The sequence below is a fragment of the Candidatus Babeliales bacterium genome (genome assembly GCA_035944115.1).
Lineage (GTDB): Bacteria > Babelota > Babeliae > Babelales > Vermiphilaceae > DASZBJ01.
On sequence record DASZBJ010000017.1, the window covers coordinates 114,041 to 138,598 of the forward strand.

A 24,558-nucleotide genomic window follows, 5' to 3' on the forward strand; every position below is an offset into this window, starting at 1 on the left:
ATTTCACACTAAAATAGTGATTCCTTGAGCATCCGCACCTGGGGTAACCATTTGCCCCGTAAGCTCGTTAATAGTCACTTCTTTTAACGTCGGATCAAACACAAACGTCTTTTGCGTTGCCGGTAACTCTTTATATAATCCAATCCAAATAGGAAACGCTGTACGTAACGGAAACATATCTTTACCCATGTGACGACCATCATCATATCCAATATATACTGCCGTTGTCAGCTCTGGCGTTGAACCCACAAACCAACAAGTTCTAAAATCACTGGTTCCTGTTTTGCTAATCGCATGCCCTTCAACCCATTTTTTTGGAAGCCGATCACGCGCCCGTATTAACCCTAAACTTAATGCTTTTGCCACCTGCCCAACAACTCGCGACGAGAGCACTCGCTCACATTCTGGATTACTTTTATATATTTTATTTCCCCAACAATCTTTAACCCACTTAATATAATGCGGTTCAACATACACTCCATCGTTGGCAAAGAGATTAAACATACCTGCAACTTCACGTAACGTAGCATCAACACATCCCAATGCAATCGATGGATATGGATGCACTGGCCCCGCTATCCGGCATTGTTTTGCCAAGTCTACTACTGGCTGTATCCCTGTTTTCAATAGCGTTTTAATGGTAATAATATTATTAGAGTATGAAAGCGCACGCGCTAATGTCATCGTGCCATCAAAGGTGTTATACACATTATTTGGCCTCCATACTGGGCCATAATTTTCTATTGCAATAGGCTCATCAACTTCCGTTTGGGCAAAATTGGCACCTTTCTGAACAGCCATAGCATATACAAGCGGTTTAAACGTAGACCCCATCTGACGCCGTGCTTGCAAAACACGATTCCATTTTGATTCTCGAAAATTAGCTCCTCCAACCAACGCTTTAATAGCCCCCGTCTGTACATCCAAAGAGATAAGCGCACCATCAACTCCGGGCAATACCCCAGACCGCAAAGATGTCAGCTGCTTATCAAATGCCGCTTGTGCATGGTGCTGCACCTGCCTATTAATGGTTGTCTGTACCTGGAAGCCTCCTGTATACAATGCCCGCTTTCCAACTAAATCTTCTAAAAAAAGCCGAAGTGTTTCTTTAAGATAGGGCGCTGATACCGTTGTATCTAGATCCTTAACAACCAGTTTTACTGCAAGCGCATCACGCATCTGCTCATGAGTAATGTGCCCCAATTGATGCATAACCGTAATAATCACATTGCGACGATTGGTACATGATAATGGTGATAAAATAGGACAATAATGACGCGGTGAACAGATGACTGCTGCAAGCACTGCCGATTCATCAATAGATAACTCTGAAACATCCTTTGCCCAAAAACGATGCGCTGCTGCTTGCACCCCATAAATACCACAACCAAAATAGACATGATTTAAATATGTTTGCAATATCTGCTGCTTAGTAAGCTGATATTCAACAATTATTGAACAAATCTGCTCTTTGATTTTACGAATAAACATTTTACGTGAATCAAAAAAAAGTAACTTAACTAATTGCTGTGTAATAGTACTCGCCCCCTGCGCCTTACGTCCATGGTACAGGTTAACCACAACAGAACGCAGTATTCCTCGTATTGATATGCCCGCATGCTCAAAAAATGAGCGATCTTCAGCCGCTAAAAATGCCTGAATCAAATGCGTTGGCATTTGATCATAGGGTACCGGTTCCCGCTTATCAAGCTGAAAACGAGTCCATTCTGCGCCAGAATCATCCAGAATAATAGTCGGCGCTCCAGGATTATAATTTTCCAGCACCGAAAAGTTAATACAGTTATTATGCAGTAGAAAGAAAATCGCACCTAATGCACATGCAATAGCAAAGCAACCGCACAAAAATAAAGAAAGAATTATAGTCCGTAATTTTATTACCATCACTGCCATCGGCTATGTAGAATTGCACCCACGATGGCACTAGAATAACAAAAAAACGTTAATTAAGACACCGATCTATATGCACGGCTAACCGATGAACGTACTGTTTTATACATCTTTTTTACCGTATCTTTAGCGATATCCCGCAACTCCGGATCAAAACTGGCAAGCACAAACCATACCAATGAAACCACACCACCAAACGATACATAGGGATGCTTCATAAAAAAACTAGCCCAAAACGATTCCTGTCCAGCCTCATTGACCTGTGGCAAGTCTCTCAGATCATCGAGCTGAAGTATTATATGCAGAGGCATATCCTCCTCTGCTTGCACCGGCACAGGCGCCTCATCTTGCTCGTTTGCAACAGTTATCACACCATCTTTAATAACGACCGGAATAACTTTTTCTATTGAAAAGGACTGACTCAATAATGTATCAGGAATTTCTACCGCTACCGTCAATTCCGAATCATTACTAGCTATAAGTCCTCCTGCTACCCATACCACACAAAACAGCCCAAAAATCATATACCACCGCATTCTTCGCTCCTTTTTAAGATGCCAATAAAACCCTTTTTACTATGCCCCCATAAAAGCCTGCATGTCAATCATATAGAAATACCATTTCTGATCAAAATAGCTTTTCACGAGGAAATATCCCCTGTAGCACACCCCCAATTGACTAACTGCATAGATATAATAAGCTGTAACTATATATAATTTTCTTTCTATATATAATAACGGAGGTTTATTATGAATAAGAAACTAATACTTTTACTCGCGCTTAACGCGCTTATACCATGTTCAATGGTTCAATCAATTGCGTTTCAATTTGATCAACAGCTTTGGATTCCGGGTGTTAATCCAGGGGTTAATGCCCCTCAATCTGGAAAAGCTACTGCTCAAGCTATAAAACCAGTAGAAGCTGGAGAATACAAAAAAGAAAACAACGATTCATCAAACAATAAAGCTCATTCAGTAGCTACACCAAAAACAACTGCCGCTCAATCGGCCACGTCTGCAGAAGTAACCAATCCTAATATTGCAGAACTTGATGCAGTTATTGCACAATTGCAGTCACAAACTAACGTTACATCTGAAAAATCTAACGTTGAAGAAACTCCTTCTCGGTTTGCACGGCTTAGAACATGGGCTTCATCATATTTTTCAAAAAAACCATTACCTGAATACACAGATACAACCAAACACCCCTTGAATAAAGGTGAAAAAGCTATTATCGAGCTGTTCAAAAAATCTGGCACTCATGAAAAGCGATATTTACGTTACTTGCTCGAGCAAACTCATGAAAATAAAATTTGGGCTATCGTTCAAATAGAACAGCTAATATTAGGCCACGATAAGCTCGGAACTTTACAAACATTAGCTACAGCTTATGGATACAAAATGGCATCTATCTCAACAATGCTAAAACTCACAAATATAACAGAGACGGAAATCATTATCCTAATGAGAAAAACGGAAACGATTAAGAAAATTATCGCTACAATCACTAACAAACCTACACTTGAGACATATACCACAATTTTAAACACCTTTGCTTCACGCGAAGCACACTTAACATGGAATGACATGTCAACAGCCAATAAGCTGGGATTGGTCACCGCATTAAAGAGCAAAAAATGTGGGCCTTACATGGCATGCTTCTGCTCAGAAGAAGTAGATAAACTTGACCCTGAATTACGCAAACGATACACCCCTTTAAACAAAACCAAGATCTCAATACCTGCTAAAAAAATGGTAACATCGTTAGCAGCCGCAGCGGCAACATATGGGGTGATAACCTATACAGGAATGAAACCAGCACTAATCACAAAGGTCATAACGCCTGAGGCAGCTGCCAAAGTAACTGCAGCAGGAAGTGCAGCAATAACATGGAACCTTTACAATGCTGGAAACAAAGTCAAAAATCTACGATGGAAGCGTGGGGGAAGATCATATCCAATAGTAGGACAATTACCACGACTCGTTGACGCCTCAAAATTAGCAATTGGATTTGAAGAGAGCGTTCCATCGAATAATACAGAAGATACAAAGTAAAAAAACAAGAACCCCAATTATATCAAGGCGAGGCGCGGAATATCCGTGCCTCGCCTTGCTTGTTTTATCAAAACAATTTTGCTTTGACCAATCATCTATTTATGGCTACAGTTACTTGCAATCATAGCCCTATAATAAAAAAATTAATCTAATGGATATAATAACTCTCATCTCCACAATCACCCTTACCACCCTACTGTTATTTATCGATGTCTGTTTCTATACCGTTCTTCAACAGTCAACGGTCCATACATTATTAGCATGCTATATTTTATACATTCCACGCCCCAACACAACGCCCATTTTATCTATCCTCGCCATTGCCTTATCGATTGAATCTGTTCTCACTCAGGGCATATTTGGCCTCAATCTGCTCTACCTCATACCAATCACCATCATCGGCAAAACCATCGCTCGCGCCACCAATGCGCAAACCGCTCTCTATTGTCTACTGGTAACTGCATGTATTACCGCACAACTCCATCTTATAGATCCCTTCCTTTTGCATAAAAGCAGCCCCAGCCTGCTGTATACAAGCAAATCTATCGCTGTTACACTATTAGTAGTACTACTCTTATCATTGAAATTTCAAAACGGTAAACTAGGCAATCGCTTATAAGCATTACGCTTGTAAGAGGAAAGTCCGGACTCCTAACAAACACAGTACCTACGGAGAATTTTGTTCAACGTAGGAGGGCGCAAGCTCATGGAAAGTGCCACAGAAAATAACCGCCGCTTAATTTAAAAAAAGCGGTAAGGGTGAAAACGTGCGGTAAGAGCGCACGACTATAGTTCCAGCAATGGCTATAGGGGGTAAACCCTACTGGGAGCAAGACAAAGAAGCATGTACGGCTGTTTGTTCCGGCTTAAACATGCGGGTATGTTGCATAGATAAATGGTTGCTATACGTGCGTTAAGCGCGTAACAGAATCCGGCTTATTGTTCACCGTTTTGTTCTTTTTTACCACGATAGACTACAATGAAATTAACATACTTACTTTCTCTGATCCCGTTCCTCTGCTTTATCTTTGGATATAAACTCCTTGCCTATCTGTACCACGTTGAAACAATCAAAACTCCTTGTTTAGTTGGTATGCAATTACAACACGCATTTCCCCTTTTATCTGCCCACAACCTCAATCCTCGACTTGTTGCATACAAAGAGAGCGCAGAGCTACCAACGGGCACCATACTCAGCCAAACGCCTGAACCAGACATTACCATAAAACCGAATCAAGCAATGTACCTGGTGGTATCACAACAGCCACCAAAAATAACTACTCCCAACCTGCTACAAAAATCAGATCCCGCTATCGCGCGCATCCTAAAAGCAGATACTATTCATCACAAACCATATATCCTTAATCATACGAGCCCTACAGGCCACTGTTTTGGGCAATTTCCAGCACCAGGAACCCCGCTAGAAGAAAAAAAAATCATTACCTATATGGCGTCTGAAACAAATAAATCAATACTACTCCCCAATTTTAAAGGAAAATCGATACCGCAGGTAATTGAATTCCTCAAAAATCACTCCATCTCTTACACGATCACCCATCACAGCCCCCAGGCACCAGGCCATACTTGCAGCGATACGTGCATGGTCCATGACCAGCGACCACTCGCTTATTCAATCATTCCTCGCGTAGAGCAAAAATCATTACACTTGCAACTGCAAGTACGCTCATAATTCAATGAAAATAACCCTTTTGCCCATCCTTTTGACTGTGAGCTCTTACTTTGGCACACTGATTTTATAAGAAGATATGAGTTTAAAAATTGGAGGCACTATGAACAAATTAATAAAAAATCTATTTTTGATCCCATTATTGGCATTATCATTTCTCAGCAGCACAAACGTTATACAAGCAGAATCACCCATATACACACCACAAAACAGTGCATTCTTTTTTGATGTTGATGATGTAATTTTAGATAAAAGTTCCTGGACTATATTTGGTATTATGCTTAAGCACTACCGTACGGCCATCACAGTATGGTGGAACGCCAAACAGTTTGACAATCCATTACCTCAAAAAGGTGCAACCGCAGAAGCATGGAAAGAATGGGGCCGCAATAATTATCCCGCTCTTGAAGAATTTATTAATGATATCCAGCAAAGCAAAACGCCAAATATGGAAACAATTGCAATCGTTGAAAAACTACTCGATAAGGAGTTTGATTTATACGAAGCTACCAATATGGGAACCGATGAATTTGCAGAGCACAAGAAAAAAAATCGGTTTTTCGAACGGTTTAAGGCAGGAAAAACAGTAAATTATAAAGCGCAGCCAATCATTAAAAAACCTAATCCAAAATACTTTGCCGAGCTTACTGAACTTGCACCAAACATAGAATATAAAATATTTATAGACGATAAACTAAAAAACGTAGAAGCCGCACGGCAAGCGGGGTTTATTGGTATTCACTTTACCACCGCTGAACAATTGGAAGCTGATCTCATTGGTATGGGTATAGTCGTTAATGAGCATCCAAAAAAGGAAAAATCAACACGAAAAATTCCATACAAGCAACTGATAGCGCTAGGCTTATTGTTCTTCTTTTTCAAAAACCTACACAACAGATACGCGTCCTATTAATGTCGATGTAGTCAACGCATAATCAAGCAACTCATCAAAAAATCACTGAATCCTCTCTTTGCAATATGGTCATGGGTGTGCTATTGATGCACATCCATGATACATCATGAGTAGAGCCCTTTGCGGCAAAACCCTCATACAACAGCCCTTTTGCCTATCCCTTTGATTTTTAACCAACATTTGGTCAAACTAATCTTATAACAATAACAGAGGTAAAATCAGGGGAATCCATGAACAAAGCCATTAAAAATCTATTTCTTATCCCATTGCTGGGATTATCGCTCTTTACAGACACAAACCTCATAGAAAGCGCACCACCCATTTATACACCCAAAAATACTGAATTCTTTTTTGATGTCGATGATGTCATTTTAGACAAAAGCTATTTGACCATTGTTGGTATTGTACTGAAAAATAGTTGGACCTGCGCTAAAGCACTATCTAACTGGCAACGATTCAAAAGTGCGCTCAACCAAAAAGAACAGATAGCTGATGCGTGGAAAGAATGGGGTAAAAACAATTATCCTCCTGTTGAAAAGCTCATTACAGAAGTTCAGCAGAGCAAATGGCCAAACATTGCAACGGTTAAAATAGTTGAAAAACTCCTCGATAAAGGCTTTACATTACGCGAGGCTACCAACATGGGGCCCGATGAATTTGCCGAGCATAAAAAGAAATATCCGTTTTTCCAAAAATTCAAGCCAGGAAAAGCCGTAAGTTATAAATTCAGACCGATCATTAAAAAACCTAATCCACAATATTTTGCCGAGCTTACTACACTTGCACCAGACACAGAACATAAAATATTTGTAGATGACAAGATAGAAAACGTAAAAGCTGCTCGCAAAGCAGGGTTCATTGGCATCCACTTTACCACAGCTGAACAACTGGAAGCTGATCTTATCTGTATGGGCATAGTTATTAGCTCCCATCCTAGTATTGGTGTGAAAAAAGCATTTTCCAAAAATCAAAGAAGAAATGCATAACTAATACATCATTGATAAATAATGATAAAAAACAGTAGCAAATGCAGCTCTATTAGCCGCTTTTGCTACTGTTTTTTTTAAAGACCCTACAAAATATGCATCAATTCTGCATACTATGAAACCGCCTAAAGACAACCAACAATCTTTTAAAAAAGGAATCAGTATGCTTCAAGTCTCCTACAGAAAAACATCATTGTTATTAATAACCCTAGCGATTAATATAGTTGCCTATGCAGCACCAAAATATACACCAGAAAATACGATGTTCGCATTTGATCTTGATGGAGTCATCCTCACCTGGGGATTACAAATATTTAAAAAGCCAATTCCAGGAACAATCGCCATCATTAACAAACTCCATCAAAAAGGATATGAGCTTTCTATTGCAACTAACAACAAACATTCAGACGTACGTCATTATCAAAAAAAATTCCCAAAAATATTTAACCTATTTAAAAAAATAAAACATAGTTTTTCTGGCCATAAAAAACCAAGCCTAGAATTTTTTCAGGATTATTTAAATCGATATAAAACAAGAAGCAAAAGATACATTATCTTCATCGATGATAGAGCCACTAACATCACGGCCGCACGAAAATTCGCTGATCAAGGATTCGTAGCCATTCACTTTAAAAATCCTGAACAACTTGAACGCGCGCTGATTGAGATGAAAATTTTATAAAACTACGCACCAAAATTTCTTTGACGATTGCCAAATTCATCAAGCACAGCCTCAAGCAGTTGCGCAGAAAGGTCTGGCCACAAGCAGTCTACAAAAAAATATTCGCTATATGATGATTGCAACAGTAAGAAATTACTTAAGCGACTCCGTGCACCTGTTCTTATAATAATATCTGGATCAGGGGTATGTGCCGTCCACAAGTGATCCATTATCACTTGGTAGGTAATTGCATCCGGCGATAAAGAGCCATTCAAAATTTCGCGTGCAATCTGCTGTACTCCAGCGGTAATTTCCTGCCGAGCTCCATATCCAAATAAAAGATTTACGGTAAGTTTTTCACCATGAGCAGTCGCGTGTTCTATCTGATTACACGCTGCTATAACCGTCTCTGGGAACAATGTACGTTCTCCAATAATCCGAACCCGAACCCCTTTGCTAATAACTTCATCCTGATACCGATTAAGTTCTTGTACAAACAGATCAAAAATGAATTGTTTTTCTTGCTCTGAACGTTTAAAGTTTTCCATCGAAAAGGTATACAATGAAAGAAATCGGATTCCCTGCTCTAAACAGAAATCAGTTACCACTCTAACCGACTGCGCCCCCTTACGGTGTCCTTCAAAAAACGCTAGCCCATTTTTTTTTGCCCAACGCCGATTACCGTCCATCTGACATGCAAGATGCTGTATCATTCTCCGCTCCCTCAGCAAATATTGTTTTGATGATCAGCACCAAGGAGGGCCTTACTTGACAATCTTTCAGATACAAAACTGTCCAATAATCCAATCGCTTTATACACCACAACCATACCTACTGAAAAACAAAGTCGTTCAACTGCCACAAGCGGAATCAATGCCAACCACGCTGCTGCACTCATTGGTACTGTATACAGCCAAATTACTGATCCCACCGCATGCGCCGTGAACGTGCTTGCCAGAGCAGTTAAAAAAATATTTTTATTCGGAGTAAAATAGAGAATCATTGGTATAAACCAATAGAATGCGTACGGCGCTGCATACATACCCACCGGATGTGTTACGAATAAAGCAAAACAAACAACAGGAACTGCTAAACGCACCAACCAATGCTGAGTATTCCAATATAATGATGCAAAAAATCCGGGTACTACTAACGCCAATCCTTTGGCGCCAACCATACCAACAAATAACAATCGCAATAATGCTACCGCCAGACTGTTAGCAACTCCTGCATATGCGCCCAGTACTGGCACAACTATGCTAGAAGCAGAAAAAAAGAGAGTTTGTGACCCAATGATCAAACTCCCTTTTATAATCGAAGACATTTTTACTAAAAATCCCATGCTCAGTAGACGTGCAATATAATCAATTTTTTTTTGTAGAGTCGTTGCTAACATTTTAAAATCCCAGAATAAAAATCAATTAAAGTTATTAGCAATTACCATACTACAAAAATGGAATAGTGTCTCGGGCGATCTTAAATGGTGCGGCCTTCCTTCAAGCTCATCATTTAACCCACAACCTATGCGCTCTTACCTTTTTTGTTGAGATTCTTTTTTTGTGTTCCGCCTTTAAATATGCCGCAATCTCTCCATACGCTGCGTGGGAGGAATGTTGCTGATTTTCTCGCGCTATATGGTAAGCCGTTCTGCCATACCTATCCTTAATCGCAATATCTGCACCTGCGTTTACTAAAAACTTTACCAACCCTACATTCCTAAACCGTACTGCAATCATTAATGGCGTCTCTCCATCTTTATCTTTAACATTTATATATGCGCCTCTATCAAGCAATTTTTGTACTTCTTCGCTTGCGTTAGGCATTCTCAATACCTGTAGCACACTCTCTGGTTGAACCAAGCGATTGACTACCTGTGCAGCTATATCATGCTCATGCACGGGCAAGGATCTCATGAAAGACATAGAAGCATCTGGCTGTTTTTTTATGGGCGGTAACAAAGGAGAATGTTGAACAAACATTTTTGCTGAAATCATTCTAATTTGTCTATCATATTCCTCTACCTGATGCGATGTAAGGGTTGTAAATCTAAATACCTTTGCCCCCATATCAGGGTTTAGTAAGGGCCCTGTTTTTGAAAAAAAGAGCCGCAATTGAATATTTTCTGGATCTTTAATGATGCCTTTTTGTGTCTGCAACAAATCAAGAATGGTACTGCTTTTTGTGTATCGCTGCCGCAAGCGATCATAATCCCGCTCTGCAAGGGGCCTGCGATCAATACTAAAGATGTACTCTTTCTGAGGAATGCCCCAAGGCTGTGAAAGATATGCACAGCCGTTTACCAGATCTTTCGGAATACATATTTGTATCAGATCACCAGTTTTAGACTGAAATTTTTTATTAACATCCAAAAGATCCTTAATAAACTTTTTATCGAACCCACACCGCTTAAAAATTTTTTCTAATGATGTTTTAATAAAATCCCCTATGCTCGTATTTACTAAAAAATAACTCCAAGAGCACTCATCCAGAACATTGAAGTTGCCAAATAAGCTTGGATTTACTGCCAAAAGAACCGATCGAACCTGAGCTTGATGATCATTAAAAACATTAAAAGTACTGAAACTATCTAAATAACTTTGCACATTCGGATAATCAGATCCTTCAGGCCAAAAACGCAAGAATTCAAAATCAGAACCCAATGGCTCTTTATGTATGAATTCATACATGTTTTTTAAAAGCCCACCAATAACTCTATTGTCTTGCTGCTGCGCGTGATAAAAAACAAAATGAGTCGCTTCATACAGGAACTCATTCTCTAATGCCTTTTTTATTATCTCTTTATGCTCCATCAATTGAGCAAACCATTTTTCTTTAACCAACTGGCAATAGCCGGGTTCTTCAAGGAGCATGTGCGTTGCGGCAACATCTTCTGGTGCAATAGCAGACTGTTGCTTAGATTGCTCAAGATGTCCACCTAGGCGCTTTAACCGTCCCTGCGCTCGCTCTGCAGATTGATTAACTGCTTGAGCTGCATGCAACTGCAAACTCAAACCAAAATTGATTAAAACCGTTATTAATAAACCATTTTTTATGAACTGCATCTCGACTATCACTTCTTCCTACGCCCTAATTTTATAACTTACAACTTACTCTTAATCTTTTTTATTACTTGTTTATATCCAGGCAGCCGTTTCGTATGCGCCTCTTTTAAATATGCTACCACTGCTGCATGCCCCCTGGTTTGTGCTATTTCCCAGGCTTTTAGCCCCCCTATATCTGAATCCTTGATATCTACATCAGCACCGGCACCTACTAAAAGCTTTACCATCGCTAAATCTCCATTTCGCGCCGCATACATCAACGCTGTTTTTTTTATTGAATCTTGAATATTCAAATCCACTTTTTGTCGTATTAAAGCATCAATAATAGGAATTTGCCCGGTTCGGACTGCCACTATTAATAATGTATCGCCAGAAGCATAGTGAACATCCAAGTTAGCTTTTTGCTCTATTAAAAATTCTGCAACTTTTGACAATCCCTTTTCGACTGCAATCATTAATCCTGTCTTGCCGTTATCGTCTTTTGCATTGATATCAGCTCCCTTTGCTAACGAATTTTTAATCATCTCAATTGCATTCGGCATGGCAACCGCTTCAAAGACCTCAGGTATTGATAAACGATCAAGCGCTTGAGAGACTGTGCTTTTTTCTTGCGGCGTCAAAGGCCTTGGTTGCACAGCCTCAGCCGGTACCGCATACTCTTTATTGCCCAATAAGCTTTTTTTCATACGACGCAAAAGCGGCTCTTGGTACTGTGCAAAAAGTTTGGCTGAAACTGCGGCGACATGCCTTTTATATTCTTGTAGTTGCTGCGGTGTTAGAGTAGTAAATCTAAACATCTTCGCACCCATATCAGGATTTAATAACGGCCCGGCCTTTGAAAAAAAGAGCCGCAATTGTATTGACTTTGAATCTTTAAATAAGCTTCCTTGGTTCTGCAGCAGTTCAAGAATTTTATGACACCGTACATAGCGCTGATGTAGCGAATCATAATCACCTATATCATCATGCGCATATTTTATTTGAGTAACCATTGGTGAGCCATATCTACTCAGAATTGGATCTTTTTGAGGAACCCCCCATGCTCGTGAAAGATATGCACAATCATCCACTAATTTTTTTGGTATAAAGATTTGTATGATATCACCGGTCTTGATAGGAAAAATCTTATTAATATTAAATAAATCAACGATTGTCTGATCTATTGCATTCTGCGCAAATCCATATTTTTGCAATATAGTTTCTAAAGTATGCTTAACCACACCTTGTATACTCTTATTTTGCAAAAAATAACTCCATGTGCATTCATCATCCCAATCAAAATTACCAAATAGCACCGGGTTTACCGCCATGAGAACCGCCCGGATATCATCACGATCATCATTCAAGCGTCCTTTTCCAGCTGCAAATGGATTAGGGATACCAAAACTATCTAAATAACTATTCACATCTTTAAAATCAGATCCGTCTGCCCAAAAACGTAAAAATTCAAAATCGGAACGTAAAGACTGCTTTTTGTTTTGGTTGCTCCAGTTATAGAGATTTTTTAAACATTCTACGACCAGGCGATTGTCTTGTTGTTGTGCATGATAAAAAACAAAATAATCATCTTTATATCGCTCTTCATTATCAAGCATCTGCTCTATTATTGCATTGCCGTATTTTTTTAATTCATCTTTCCACGTTCGCTTAATGCGTTCGCAATACTCTGGTTTTTCAAGAAATTGCGATGTTGCTGCAACATCCTCTGGAGCAATAGCAGATTGTTGCTTAGGCTGCTGCAACTGTCCGCCAATACGTTTTAACCGCTCTTGCGCTCGTTTTGCTGAAGGGTCTGTTGGTTTAGCCGCATGCACTTGCAAACTCAAACCAAAATTAATTAAAACCGTGATGACTAAACCATTTTTTATAAATCGCTTCATTGTTATTCCCCCTACACCCTAATTTTATAACTTACAATTTACTCTTCTTTTGCCCCAGATTTTGTTGTACTTCCTGAAGATATTCAAGAATTTGTCGCCTAGATGGGTTTTCTTCTATTATAAGTAGCCCGCTTTCCTTGGCTTCTTTGTCTTGTGCTTTCTCTTTCGCTACCTCCGCCTCAGCAATTGCTATAACGCTCTTACCACCATTGGTTTGAGCATTAATATCTGCACCTGCTTCTATTAAAAGCTTTACCATCGATGGGTTACCACCAAGCACTGCATACATTAATGCTGTGGCACCATTCTTATGTCTCACATTAACATCCGTATTGCCCTGTTTAAGGATTAAATGTACAAGATCAAATAAAGAACTAAACGCCGCACGCATTAACAATGGCACATCATCCTGTTTATTTTTTTGTTGATCTTGTTTAATTTCCAAATATCTTTGAATCTCATAATAAGTTCCCATCGTTGGCAATCGCTCTTTAAATGCAACCCCGGACCTTTCTGTAGCTATATTAATCGCCGTTTTACCATCTTTATCTTTACTATTAATATCCGCACCTCCTTCAACTAAAGCGTATACGCTACTTAGTTTTCCCCTTCGGATATTTTGTATTAATGCAGTATCACCTACATTATCTGTAGCATTAAGATCTGCTCCTCGCTGTATTAAATAGCCTATAACATCGATCTTTCCTGCAAGTCCTGCGTACATTAATGGAGTCCATCCCTGCCTGTTTTGAATGTTTACAGTAGCACCTTTTGTTGACAACAATTGCAAAACATCCAAGCTTCCTCTTTGAACCGCATACGTTAACGCTGTATCATTACCAATATCTTGAACATCTACGGCAGCGCCTTTTTCTATCAAGAATTTTACCACGTCTAATTTGCTCAACTTGATTGCATACATTAATGAGGTTCTTCCTAGTTGATCTTGAATATTTATATCAGCACCTTGTGCTACTAAAAACTGTACCACATCTAGCTTACCCATCTTGGCTGCATATATTAACGGAGTCTGTCCATCTTCATTTCGAATATTTATATCAACACCTTTTGCCAAAATTTTTTTTATTTGCTCAATGGCGTTTTGATCACTAATTGCATCAAATAAATCAACTATTTCTGTCAAGCTACCTACCGTTTGCGCAACTACACCTCTTTCCTCCACAGAAAGAGTGCGGGGTGCCTGTATTGCAGGCTGCTTGGCTCTTTTTATCTGACTCAAATTCGCAAAAAGTTTGTTTGAAACAGTTTCTACTGCATCCCTATATTCCTGCATCTGCTCTGGAGAAAGCGTAGTAAACCGAAACATCCTTGCACCCATATCAGGATTTAATAGAGGTCCTGTCTTTGAAAAGAACAGCCGCAACTGCAGATGCTCTAAATCTTTAATATTTTTTCCTTGTACCTGTAAGAATTCAAGAACTCCACTACTTCTTACGTACCGTTGACGTATTTGGTCATAGTCATCTCGCGCAATCGTATTGCCATCCACATCAACAATATATCCCCTTTTCGGTATCCCATAAATCTCTGAAAGATATGCATATTCATTCACCATATTTTTAGGTATGAATATTTGCACCAGATCACCGGTCCTCGTGGGAAACCGTTTTACAATATCACTAAGATCCGTTATAAATTTGTGATCTATATTAACTTGCGTGAAAATCTCTTTTAAAGCGCTTTCTACAAAATCGTCTATGTTAAAATTCTTTAAAAAATAGTTCCATGTACATGAACCCGACTGATCAAAATTGCCGAACAATACTGCATTTACCGATAATAATACCGTACGAATTTCAGGCTTCAAATCATTAAGCGCCATTCTGGCTACAGAAAATGGGTTAGGAATACCAAAGCTATCTAAATAACTATTTACATCCTTATAATCAGACCCTTCTTTCCAAAAGCGAAGAAACTCAAAGTCAGATCGTAATGGATTTTCAGAATGCCCACTGTTATATAAATTCCTTAGAAGCTCTATAATGATACGGTTTTCTTGTCGTTGTCCATGATAAAAAACAAAATGCGTATCTCTGTAACGTTCTTCATTTTCTAATATTTGCTGAATAATAGTGTTGCCGTATTTACGTAATTCATCTTTCCATGTTTTCCTAATTGCCTGGCAATATTCAAGCTTCTCAATAAATTGACTGGTCGCACCAACATCTTCCGGTGCAATAGCTGACTGTTGCTTTGGTTGCTGCAGTTGTCCGCCAATCCGTTTTAATCGATCCTGCGCTCTTTTTGCTGATTCATCACTTGTCGGAGCTGCTGCAACTGGCGGTTGCTCTTTTGGCTCTACCTGCGCCTTGATACGCCCTAATCGTCTTTGTGCTCGCTCTGCTGATGTATCGACTGGCTTGGCTGCATACAACTGCAAACTCAAACAAAAATTGATTAAAACCGTAATTAATACACTATTTTTTATAAATCGTTTCATTTGATTCCCCCTAATCATTAAACCTACAACTTACTCTTAATCTTTTTTATTACTTGCTTAGCCCCAGATAATCGCTTTGTATATACATCTTTTAAATATTGAACAACTGATTCATGCCCTTTTGCTTGCGCATATTGCCAAGCTAGTACTCCATTTTTATCCTTGGCATCAATATCAGCACCGGCCTCCACCAAAAATTTTACGATTGCTAAATTCCCACTGGCAGCGGCATACATGAGCGCTGTCATACTAGAAGAACTGATAGCTTCAATATCAACACCTGCTTTTACCAAAAACTGCACAACATCTAATTTATTTTTTTGAACTGCGTATATTAATGGTGTCCACCCAGGGATGGTTGAATCTCTACGATCAGAAACAATCTGCTCCTTAGGAAACTTTTTAATCCATTGCATCGCATCTGGGTGATCAATCGCTTTAAAAATATCACTCAATAGCTCTAAAGACTCTAGATAATCAACTACATGTCCCCTACGGTGAGCCTTAGCCAATTGCAAAGCTGTCCTTCCCCGTACATTTTCAGCGTTAATATCGGCACCCGCTTCAACCAACAACTTTGCTACCTCTACCGCTGTTTCCGCTGGAGAAGCCGCCGCATACATCAATGCGGTCTCACCATTATCATCTTTGGCATTAACATCAGCTTTCAATTTTATCAATAATTGGGCCGAATCTAATATTCCTTGATTAGCCACAACCATCAATGCTGTTTTGCCGCCTACTTCTCGTCCAAATGCTATACCTCGAGCATTAATATCAACACCTGCATCTATCAAAAACTGTATCACATCTAACTTTTTTAATTGAGCTGCAGCCATTAATGGAGTTCGACCATGATCATCTCTGGCATAAGGAACTATTAATTCTTTAGGGAACTTTTTCAGCCATTGCATTGCATCAGGATGTTCAATTACTACAAACAAATTTCTCGACAGTCGCTGTAACTGAAGATATTCAACAACCTTTACCTGATTCTTCTGTTTAGCTATATCTAAGGCTGCAGTTCTTTGTGGGTCTTTAATCTCAATGTTCGCACCAGCGGCTACCAAATTTTTTACCATATCTAAATTACCTGCTTTGGCTGCATACATTAATGCTGTACGGCCATATCTATCTCGGGCATCAATAACAATACCTGGTATTTTCGCCAAAAACTCCACAACATCAAGCTTTCCTTTTTCAACTGCAACTGTTAGTAAAGTTGTCCCGCTGTCATCAACGTCATTTATATTAACCCCTTTTGCTACCAATTTTTTAATCATTGCAAGCGCATTAGGTAGAGCAATTGCTTCAAATAAATCTGGTTCAGTTACATCTTCAATCGCTCGTGCAACTATATCTTGCTCTTGCGCCGTAAGAACCCTTTTACTTGTTCCTGTTTCGAATCCAAAAACCGCAGATTTCATTCGAGTAAGTAGACCAGGATGGGTCCCAAAGATATTGTCTACAACACCTGCCACCTGTCGCTTATATTCTTGTAGTTGGGCTGGCGTGAGAGTAGTAAATCGAAATATCTTCGCCCCCATATCAGGATTCAGTAACGGCCCCGTTTTTGCAAAGAACAGCCGTAACTGCATATTTTTTGTATCTGCAAAACGCCTGCCTGCATTTTGTAAAAACTCAAGTACCCCACTGCAACGCACATACCGCTCACGCGTAACGTCATAATCATTTTCTGCAATAAACTTCCCATCGACATCAAAAATATATTGTTTTTGTGGAACACCATAATATTTTGAAAGATATGCATATTTATCAACTATATTTTTTGGTATAAATATCTGCACAAGGTCCCCCGTTTCAGTAGGAAATTGTTCTACAATCGTAGTGAGATCCTTAATAAATTTTTGATCAAGCTTAACTTGGCTAAAAATTACTTTTAAAGCGCTTTCGACAAAATTTTCTATATTAAAATTCTGCAAAAAATAAGCCCATGTACATGAACCAGATTGATCAAAATTGCCAAATAAGACTGGATTTACTGATAACAGCACTGTGCGAATTTTGGGATCAAGATCGCTCAGAACAGGGTCATCTACTTTAAATGGATTTGGAATACCAAAGCTATCTAAATAACTATTAACATCCGGATAGTCAGACCCTTCTTTCCAAAAACGTAAAAATTCAAAATCAGAACGTACAGGTTTGCCCGTTTCGACTCTATATAAATTTCTTAGAAGCTCTACAACAATACGATTTTCTTGCCGTTGCCCATGATAAAAAACGAAATGACTTTCTTTATAGCGCTCTTCGTTATCTAACATCTCTTTTATTATCGTCTTACCATATTTTCTGAGCTCTTCTTTCCATGTTTTTTTAATATTTTCACAGTACTCAGGCCGCAAAAATTCAGATGTAGCGCCAACATCTTCTGGTGAAAGAACTGACTGTGGCTTAGGCTGCTTCAACTGTCCGCCAATCCGTTTTAACCGCTCTTGCGCTCGTTTTCCTGATTCATCAGCAACGGCAGGTATTTGCTCTTTGGGTTGCACTTGACCGGTAATGCGACCTAATCGCCCTTGCGCCGTTTGTGCAGATTGATCCACTGGCTTGGCGGCATGCACCTGCAAACTCATACCAAAATTCATAAGAACCGTTATTAATAGACTATTTTTTATAAACTGCTTCATTGTGCCTTCCTCTCTCGATTACATACCATATAAGAACATAATATATTATCGAGGATAACAATTGACAATTCAAATAGTCAATGACCGCCGCAAATACGACGGCAAAGCATTATCACTAAAGCATAGAGACAGCGTGCATTGTTTTTTATTTTTTATTTCGATAAGAAACTATCGCTTCATTAATCCCGGTATTTCGCACGTATCTCTGACAAAACAAAACGCGAAATCTAAATCATCGGTGACTCTAAATAGATCTAAATGTTCCTTTGCTATAAAACCATGTTGCAACACCTCAGTATTCAACCATGCCATAAATGGGGCCCAATATTCGGTACCAATCAGCACGACCGGTAACGGTTTCATCTTTTTTGTCTGAATGAGCGTTACGATCTCAGAAAACTCATCTATCGTGCCAAATCCTCCAGGAAAGACTACAAATCCAGCAGAAAGACGTGTCAACAACCATTTGCGAGCAAAAAAATAATTAAGCGCAAAAGATTCTTGCACACATGCATTCAGCTTTTCACCTAATTCTGTAACACTAATTCCAACACTTTTTGCATAACTCCCCTTGCGAGGTACCGCACCACAATTTGCAGCCTCCATAATTCCTGGTCCGCCGCCCGTTAATACTGAAATATCAACGTTAATGAGCATGCTTGCCAATGTATGCGCCTGTTGCGCATAAAGATCGGTCTGTGGTGATCGTGCGCTTCCAAAAATCGTCACGATCGGTTGTGGTAAATGCGACACACGCCAATATCCGTAGAGCATCTGAAAATATACACGAGTAAGATGCCACCAGACCCAAAAAACTTCTTTTAACTTTTTTAACATTACTAGGCTCCTTTTGTACTCATAAAATCATCTTCTTTAAAGTCGATTGATTCAAAAACTTCATAGCGCACATCACCTTTTTTTCCACCTACGCACTAAGCTTCCTACTTCGCCCATCCTGAGCTACGTCGGACAGGCCGGCGGACTGCGCCGCCAAGGATGGTTTCGCTGTAATTCCATTTACAAACTCCGCCTCACTAAAATCAACAGCTTCAAAAACTTCGAATTGCACGTCACCTTTTTTCCATGCATCGGCTGGCAAACCAGCTTTTTTACTCAATTGCGATAATGTTGTAGGCAAATCCCACCCAAATTCAGTTGCCACGTGCGGTAAGAACAAAGCAGTCTGTGTTCCCTGCGTTACAATAATACCGTCTCGGCCAATCACAATATCTTTATAACTTTTTATCGGCTTTGGATCGGTAAGCACTGAAATGGAAATGGTAAGATCTGGAAGTTCTGCTGCGGTCACCGGACTAAATCGTGAATCTTCCAGCGCTGATGCACGGGTCATCGCAATAACCGATTTATAAATAGGATCCTGTGTTGTAGTACGGCCAATACAACCGCGCAACAATCCCTTTTTGTACAACGTAACAAACACACCTTGTTGTTTGCTATTTTGCTTTGTGATAATCGGATATGATAACTCTTGCGGCAATTTTTTTTCAAACAACTGCTGTAATGTTGCACGCGCGCAGGCAAGTAGCGCTCGCTTATCATACATAGTTAATTGATCTTTTTGTGCAACATGTTGCGCCCTACGTTCTACAAAAACCATACCCACGTAGCTTACACTCTCATCTTTTTGCCCAGTTATTTCCGCTGACGTTTTATAGGCAACTAATTGTGGCACAACGTCACCAAAAACTCCCTGCTTGAGCAATGTTACCAAAATGGCAATCGGTGTGCGCCCGCAAATAGTTGCACCCGTTTTGCTAACATATGATAAAAATGATTCCATAGAATAATTTTGAATCGCCTGTAATGCGCCAGAATCAAGCTGCATAATCCGCTGCTGAATAAAATCATGAACCGGTGTGTATCCAAATTTTTTACCATAATGGGTAAAATCAGAACTCACCACTACCAAAGTAGTTAGATCAATAAATGGAATAAGGGCTGTTGCAACGTTCCGAATTTGTTCCAGAGAAAGCTCTCCGACAATGAGCGGCACCACAGCAGCCTGCGGCAAATAGGTTTGTATGAGTGGCAGCTGCATTTCAAATGAATGCTCCACGCGATACACATGCTGATTTTCCACAAATAACGGATCTGATTTCAGTTGTTTTATGATCGCTTGATCAATCTTTACTGAACCCAGCGGCGTTTCATATAACTCAAATGCTGGTATCGCAATACCAGCAAATGGAACACGATGCGATGGGGCCAACACAATCACCCGCCGCACCACCGATCCTTTAAGCAATCGATATGCCGCTACAGCCACATCCCCGGAATATGCGTACCCTGCATGCGGAGCAATCATACAACGAACTGGTGATAGATTTGCTCCAAACGATGCCTCGGCTATCTTATCTAGCTCTTGCATCGTATTGCGCAACGACTGCGGATTGGTTGGATACCATCCCTGCAGATGAGCATAAAAAATATTATTACTATGCTCCATCTGCTTAAATGCGCACAATAACGCACCACATACCAACACAAGACCTACAAATTTGTACTGCGCTTCACGCATATTTAACACTCCTTTTTTAAAAAAACTTGCAACAATTCCATTAAGAATAGATCGCACTACATGCTCCTGTAATCACAGGACTATCAAACTCCTCTGCAGTCATCAACAAAAATGGGATTTCTCACCTATCCGATTCTCTCAATCACCTTTTTTAATCTAAATTAAAAGAATTCTAAATAAAAAAAGCGCCACCCTAAACGCTCAACTGGCCAATTGAGCCTTCTCTATTTGAATTTTTATTCTTTTTTGATATAGTAATGGCGATAAGGAAAAGTGTAATAATGAATATAGAAGAAATAAGGCGTTTTAGTATACTCAGTTATCTATTTCTTCGTACAAAATAACGCCAAAGGTGAATAGCATGAACAGCAAAAAAAATTTTTTCACGACCCTTCGCAACCTGTTTGCGTTTATTCTATGCGCTACCACATCTTTATCTGCCACTCAATCCTCGCAAGAACAACCAGAAGTGTGGATAAATGTGTTCGTACATGGCATCATGAGCGTCAAGCCACATATCGGTATCACTAACTTTCTTCGCTTTATGACCGACCGAGTTGAAAGCACCATTTATTCTGAAACCGTTCGCGTAATGCGCGATGATCATATTTTTTATCAAAACCAAGCCATGCAAGATCTTGGACTTCACCCCATGGATCCAAGCCGTATAGAAGTTGGTAATAGTTCTGGCGCCATGGCAGCCGCATTTGAAATTGTCTCACAATTTGTAAATCCCAATAAAACAATCATCAACCATTATTATACCTATGGCTGGTCAGGACTTATGAGCGAATCAAAACGATACACTGATGCCATCAATCTCTATCAATCAGTCGCGGCACTCGTTGCGCAACTCACTGCAAATGGTATATCTCCAAAAGTTCGTATTATTGGATATAGCCATGGAGGAAACGTCGTACTCAATATCGCAAAAGTCAGACAATGCGAACAGAACCCCCTTCCATTAGAAGTGGATGAAATCATCTTATATGGAGTCCCTATTCAAAAAGAAACTGATTATCTCGTTAATGATCCAATGTTTAAAAAAATATATCATATTTATTCACGGGGCGATCGCATTCAAAAACTGGATTTCTTTTCATTCAAAAGATTTTTTTCTCATCGTATATTTAAACCAAGAAGAGGGTTCACGTTACCCAACAAATTAATACAAATTCAGATCAAATGCGTAAGAAACCTCCAAAACATTAACGATGAAAAAGCATTAAAAAATTATGCGTTTAAAAATAAATCTGTATTATCCGGTCGCGGCCGATATTTACGTGACTCATCTCCAGGGCATACTGAACTTTGGTTTTTTGGCTGGACTCCACAACACTATCGTAAAACATTTCCACTCTATCCAATGCCAGCTGCAGCGTTGACACCCTTAATAGTGCACTATGCACAAAACTTTCAAGAACGAAATCGTTTTGAAAAACCAACCCTCATTGATATTCGCCCAGATCAAGAAGTGGTTTTAATACGCAATCAAAAATCACGAAAAATATTAAATCTAGGACGATTCCTTCCTGTCGAAGAAATCAACAACATCAAAACAACTATTGCACAGTATGCACCAGAAGATTACACGGGTGAAAAATATAACGGTGCAATTAGAACAGCGTACCTACAAGCACAAGAATGGTATAGAAACAAAAAACTGGAAGACCGCCTCGTCAGAATACATCGCAAAAAAGAGCGACGGCTAAGAAAGTCGTTTAGAAAATCATGTGCGGCCTTAGAGAAAAAAGATAATTAACGTGCATTCGATAACTCGCCACGACAATCTGATACTAAGTGCGCTATAAACTCAGCCCCTCAATTGCGTGGATAAACCCACACCTACCTACGATTTCAGCTGCTGCCACAACTGCATAAAATCATCCATCGATAACTGTTGAGATCGTAACGCTAACGTTTCAGTCGATATAGATTCCCATGCATAATGAGTTTGCGACAAATTATTTTTAAGCGTACGCCTTGGTTGCTTAAAACATATTTTTACAAACTTCCAAAACTCATCTTCTTGCTCGATTGGTACAACCACTGCTCGCGGCTTAAAATACAATAACCGAGAATCAACCTTTGGTGCTGGATAAAATGCCTTTGGTGACACTTTATCCAACTTTTTCCATTCAAAATAACGCTGGAAAAAGAGTGACGGTTGTCCATATCCTTTTCCAGATGTTTTTAAAATTTTTTGCGCCACCTCTTCTTGCACCATAATAACGCCTTCTTTTACAAAGCTGCGCATATTATATAAAAGATGCAAAATAGGAAACGTAATTTGATAGGGTAAGTTAGCAAGTAATGTCCAAGGAGCATATTCTTTAAAAATAGCAGGATCAACATCTAAGATATTTTGTATATGCATAGTCAAACGGGTATCTGGCAGATCATTACGTACATAATCCCCCCACTGCTCATCAATTTCAAACACCCATAAGCGCGACACATCGGTTGCTAAAATCGCTCGCGTCAACACGCCATCACCACAGCCAATCTCAAAAACCGAACTGCTGCTCGTTAATCCTCCGTTGCTGATAATCGAATCGATAACCTGCTGATCACGAAGAAAATGCTGACCGTATCTCTTTTTTACTGTAATACCATTTTGTTGATAAACCACCGCTAATCCCTATCCCTATTGTTGGATCTCTTTCTGAATTTTTTCAATTTTTTTTGCATTTCAAAAGAGCTCTATTTCATCAAGGTATCTTTAAAGAAATCTAGTTCTTCAAGCACTTTACCTGCGCCCTTAACCACACAAAAAAGTGGATCATCCGCAACGCGTACCGGAAGCCCCGTTTCCTTACTAATCAACTGGTCAAGCCCACGTAATCCTGAGCCACCACCAGCCATCACAATACCATTATCAACCAAATCTGAAGACAGTTCTGGCGGGGTATTTTCAAGCGCTACCCGTACTACATCAATAATACTGGCAACTGTTTCAAGCAAAGCTTCATTCACCTCAGGTGCAGAAAGGGTAATCGTTTTTGGCACTCCAGAAACTAAATCTCGCCCTTTTACTTGTATCGTATCTTTAATGAGACCTGCAAGCGCAGAACCAATCTCAATTTTAATACGCTCTGCAGTTCTTTCACCAATTAATAATTTATATTTACGCTTTACATATTGCACAATGGCACGATCCATCTCATCACCACCAACACGAACAGACCGGCAAAACACTACATCCTTTAACGTAATCACGGCAACTTCGGTAGTACCACCACCGATGTCAATAATCATGCTCGCGCTTGGATTTTGCACCGGTAGACCAGCACCGATTGCAGCGGCCATTGATTCCATAATGGTATACACTTCTCGTGCACCAGCTTGCTTTGCTGTATCTTCAACTGCACGACGCTCAACTTGTGTAATACCTGAAGGCACACCGATAATCATACGAGGACGAACCAACGTACGACGATCATTATGCACGGCCCTGATAAAATAACGGAGCATGCTTTCTGTCAACTCAAAATTTGCAATCACTCCGTCCCGCAATGGGCGGCATGCCACGATACTTTCAGGCGTTTTTCCTAACATGTCCTTAGCGCTTTGTCCTGCAGCAAGTACATGATTAGTACCCACTTTAACCGCAACTACTGAGGGTTCATTGAGCACAATTCCTTTATGCCGAACATACACAACGGTATTGGCAGTACCTAAATCGATGGCTAAATCATTTGAAAAAATGCTAAACAGCTTTCGTGCTGGAAAAAATTTCATAAATTTGCTCATATT

18 protein-coding genes and 1 other RNA gene are annotated in these 24,558 nt (G+C 39.7%); 7 read left to right on the top strand and 12 right to left on the bottom strand.

Features of this window, described 5'->3' with window-relative positions:
* Positions 1–3 precede the first annotated feature (3 nt).
* Both VGT41_02455 and VGT41_02460 read right to left on the bottom strand, forming a co-directional pair.
* A complete protein-coding gene (locus VGT41_02455; GenBank protein HEV2601136.1) occupies positions 4–1,902 on the bottom strand; it encodes a transglycosylase domain-containing protein in 1,899 nt (632 codons plus the stop codon).
* Positions 1,903–1,964: 62 nt separating this feature from the next.
* Positions 1,965–2,444 carry a hypothetical protein gene (locus VGT41_02460; protein ID HEV2601137.1) on the bottom strand — a complete coding sequence of 160 codons (480 nt, stop codon included), beginning with the start codon at positions 2,442–2,444 and terminating at the stop codon, positions 1,965–1,967.
* A 213-nt stretch (positions 2,445–2,657) separates the two neighbouring features.
* On the opposite strand from VGT41_02460, the gene VGT41_02465 reads away from it, so the two are divergent.
* The 6 genes from VGT41_02465 (at position 2,658) to VGT41_02490 (ending at position 8,230) form a co-directional block, all read left to right on the top strand.
* Complete coding sequence (locus tag VGT41_02465; GenBank protein ID HEV2601138.1) at positions 2,658–3,962, top strand: hypothetical protein; 1,305 nt, start codon at positions 2,658–2,660, stop codon at positions 3,960–3,962.
* 593 nt (positions 3,963–4,555) lie between these two features.
* Positions 4,556–4,916: RNase P RNA component class A (rnpB, locus tag VGT41_02470), an RNA gene on the top strand.
* A gap of 25 nt (positions 4,917–4,941) precedes the next feature.
* Positions 4,942–5,652 (top strand): PASTA domain-containing protein, encoded by a 711-nt coding sequence (locus VGT41_02475; GenBank protein ID HEV2601139.1) that lies wholly within the window; start codon positions 4,942–4,944, stop codon positions 5,650–5,652.
* 100 nt (positions 5,653–5,752) lie between these two features.
* Positions 5,753–6,562 carry a hypothetical protein gene (locus VGT41_02480; GenBank protein ID HEV2601140.1) on the top strand — a complete coding sequence of 270 codons (810 nt, stop codon included), beginning with the start codon at positions 5,753–5,755 and terminating at the stop codon, positions 6,560–6,562.
* 230 nt (positions 6,563–6,792) lie between these two features.
* A complete protein-coding gene (locus VGT41_02485; protein ID HEV2601141.1) occupies positions 6,793–7,548 on the top strand; it encodes a hypothetical protein in 756 nt (251 codons plus the stop codon).
* Positions 7,549–7,711: 163 nt separating this feature from the next.
* Positions 7,712–8,230: an HAD hydrolase-like protein gene (locus tag VGT41_02490; protein HEV2601142.1), complete on the top strand. Its 519-nt coding sequence runs from the start codon at positions 7,712–7,714 to the stop codon at positions 8,228–8,230.
* A 2-nt stretch (positions 8,231–8,232) separates the two neighbouring features.
* On the opposite strand, the gene uppS is transcribed toward VGT41_02490, so the two are convergent.
* The 8 genes from uppS to amrB all read right to left on the bottom strand — a co-directional run bounded on the left by uppS (position 8,233) and on the right by amrB (position 20,859).
* Positions 8,233–8,922: a polyprenyl diphosphate synthase gene (gene uppS, locus VGT41_02495; GenBank protein ID HEV2601143.1), complete on the bottom strand. Its 690-nt coding sequence runs from the start codon at positions 8,920–8,922 to the stop codon at positions 8,233–8,235.
* A gap of 11 nt (positions 8,923–8,933) precedes the next feature.
* Positions 8,934–9,605, bottom strand: coding sequence for a hypothetical protein (locus tag VGT41_02500; protein ID HEV2601144.1), 672 nt, complete (start codon positions 9,603–9,605; stop codon positions 8,934–8,936).
* Between the two features lie 109 nt (positions 9,606–9,714).
* Positions 9,715–11,271, bottom strand: coding sequence for an ankyrin repeat domain-containing protein (locus VGT41_02505; protein ID HEV2601145.1), 1,557 nt, complete (start codon positions 11,269–11,271; stop codon positions 9,715–9,717).
* Positions 11,272–11,309: 38 nt separating this feature from the next.
* On the bottom strand, positions 11,310–13,151 hold the full coding sequence (locus tag VGT41_02510) for an ankyrin repeat domain-containing protein (GenBank protein HEV2601146.1): 1,842 nt from the start codon (positions 13,149–13,151) through the stop codon (positions 11,310–11,312).
* Positions 13,152–13,182: 31 nt separating this feature from the next.
* On the bottom strand, positions 13,183–15,612 hold the full coding sequence (locus VGT41_02515) for an ankyrin repeat domain-containing protein (GenBank protein ID HEV2601147.1): 2,430 nt from the start codon (positions 15,610–15,612) through the stop codon (positions 13,183–13,185).
* 23 nt (positions 15,613–15,635) lie between these two features.
* Positions 15,636–18,263 carry an ankyrin repeat domain-containing protein gene (locus VGT41_02520; protein ID HEV2601148.1) on the bottom strand — a complete coding sequence of 876 codons (2,628 nt, stop codon included), beginning with the start codon at positions 18,261–18,263 and terminating at the stop codon, positions 15,636–15,638.
* A 168-nt stretch (positions 18,264–18,431) separates the two neighbouring features.
* On the bottom strand, positions 18,432–19,100 hold the full coding sequence (locus tag VGT41_02525; GenBank protein HEV2601149.1) for a TIGR00730 family Rossman fold protein: 669 nt from the start codon (positions 19,098–19,100) through the stop codon (positions 18,432–18,434).
* Positions 19,101–19,188: 88 nt separating this feature from the next.
* Positions 19,189–20,859 carry an AmmeMemoRadiSam system protein B gene (amrB, locus tag VGT41_02530; GenBank protein HEV2601150.1) on the bottom strand — a complete coding sequence of 557 codons (1,671 nt, stop codon included), beginning with the start codon at positions 20,857–20,859 and terminating at the stop codon, positions 19,189–19,191.
* 304 nt (positions 20,860–21,163) lie between these two features.
* On the opposite strand from amrB, the gene VGT41_02535 reads away from it, so the two are divergent.
* A complete protein-coding gene (locus VGT41_02535; protein HEV2601151.1) occupies positions 21,164–22,564 on the top strand; it encodes a hypothetical protein in 1,401 nt (466 codons plus the stop codon).
* Between the two features lie 87 nt (positions 22,565–22,651).
* Here VGT41_02535 and rsmA read toward each other — a convergent pair whose 3' ends face one another.
* Together rsmA and VGT41_02545 are read right to left on the bottom strand one after the other, a co-directional pair.
* Positions 22,652–23,434 carry a 16S rRNA (adenine(1518)-N(6)/adenine(1519)-N(6))-dimethyltransferase RsmA gene (rsmA, locus tag VGT41_02540; protein ID HEV2601152.1) on the bottom strand — a complete coding sequence of 261 codons (783 nt, stop codon included), beginning with the start codon at positions 23,432–23,434 and terminating at the stop codon, positions 22,652–22,654.
* Between the two features lie 71 nt (positions 23,435–23,505).
* Positions 23,506–24,555, bottom strand: coding sequence for a rod shape-determining protein (locus VGT41_02545; protein HEV2601153.1), 1,050 nt, complete (start codon positions 24,553–24,555; stop codon positions 23,506–23,508).
* Positions 24,556–24,558 lie beyond the last annotated feature (3 nt).

Coding starts and splice junctions, on each gene's coding strand:
- VGT41_02455 (HEV2601136.1), bottom strand. CDS start 1,902: ATGGTAATAAAATTACGGACTATAATTCTTTCTTTATTTTTGTGCGGT.
- VGT41_02460 (HEV2601137.1), bottom strand. CDS start 2,444: ATGCGGTGGTATATGATTTTTGGGCTGTTTTGTGTGGTATGGGTAGCA.
- VGT41_02465 (HEV2601138.1), top strand. CDS start 2,658: ATGAATAAGAAACTAATACTTTTACTCGCGCTTAACGCGCTTATACCA.
- VGT41_02475 (HEV2601139.1), top strand. CDS start 4,942: ATGAAATTAACATACTTACTTTCTCTGATCCCGTTCCTCTGCTTTATC.
- VGT41_02480 (HEV2601140.1), top strand. CDS start 5,753: ATGAACAAATTAATAAAAAATCTATTTTTGATCCCATTATTGGCATTA.
- VGT41_02485 (HEV2601141.1), top strand. CDS start 6,793: ATGAACAAAGCCATTAAAAATCTATTTCTTATCCCATTGCTGGGATTA.
- VGT41_02490 (HEV2601142.1), top strand. CDS start 7,712: ATGCTTCAAGTCTCCTACAGAAAAACATCATTGTTATTAATAACCCTA.
- uppS (HEV2601143.1), bottom strand. CDS start 8,922: ATGATACAGCATCTTGCATGTCAGATGGACGGTAATCGGCGTTGGGCA.
- VGT41_02500 (HEV2601144.1), bottom strand. CDS start 9,605: ATGTTAGCAACGACTCTACAAAAAAAAATTGATTATATTGCACGTCTA.
- VGT41_02505 (HEV2601145.1), bottom strand. CDS start 11,271: ATGCAGTTCATAAAAAATGGTTTATTAATAACGGTTTTAATCAATTTT.
- VGT41_02510 (HEV2601146.1), bottom strand. CDS start 13,151: ATGAAGCGATTTATAAAAAATGGTTTAGTCATCACGGTTTTAATTAAT.
- VGT41_02515 (HEV2601147.1), bottom strand. CDS start 15,612: ATGAAACGATTTATAAAAAATAGTGTATTAATTACGGTTTTAATCAAT.
- VGT41_02520 (HEV2601148.1), bottom strand. CDS start 18,263: ATGAAGCAGTTTATAAAAAATAGTCTATTAATAACGGTTCTTATGAAT.
- VGT41_02525 (HEV2601149.1), bottom strand. CDS start 19,100: ATGTTAAAAAAGTTAAAAGAAGTTTTTTGGGTCTGGTGGCATCTTACT.
- VGT41_02535 (HEV2601151.1), top strand. CDS start 21,164: ATGAACAGCAAAAAAAATTTTTTCACGACCCTTCGCAACCTGTTTGCG.
- VGT41_02545 (HEV2601153.1), bottom strand. CDS start 24,555: ATGAGCAAATTTATGAAATTTTTTCCAGCACGAAAGCTGTTTAGCATT.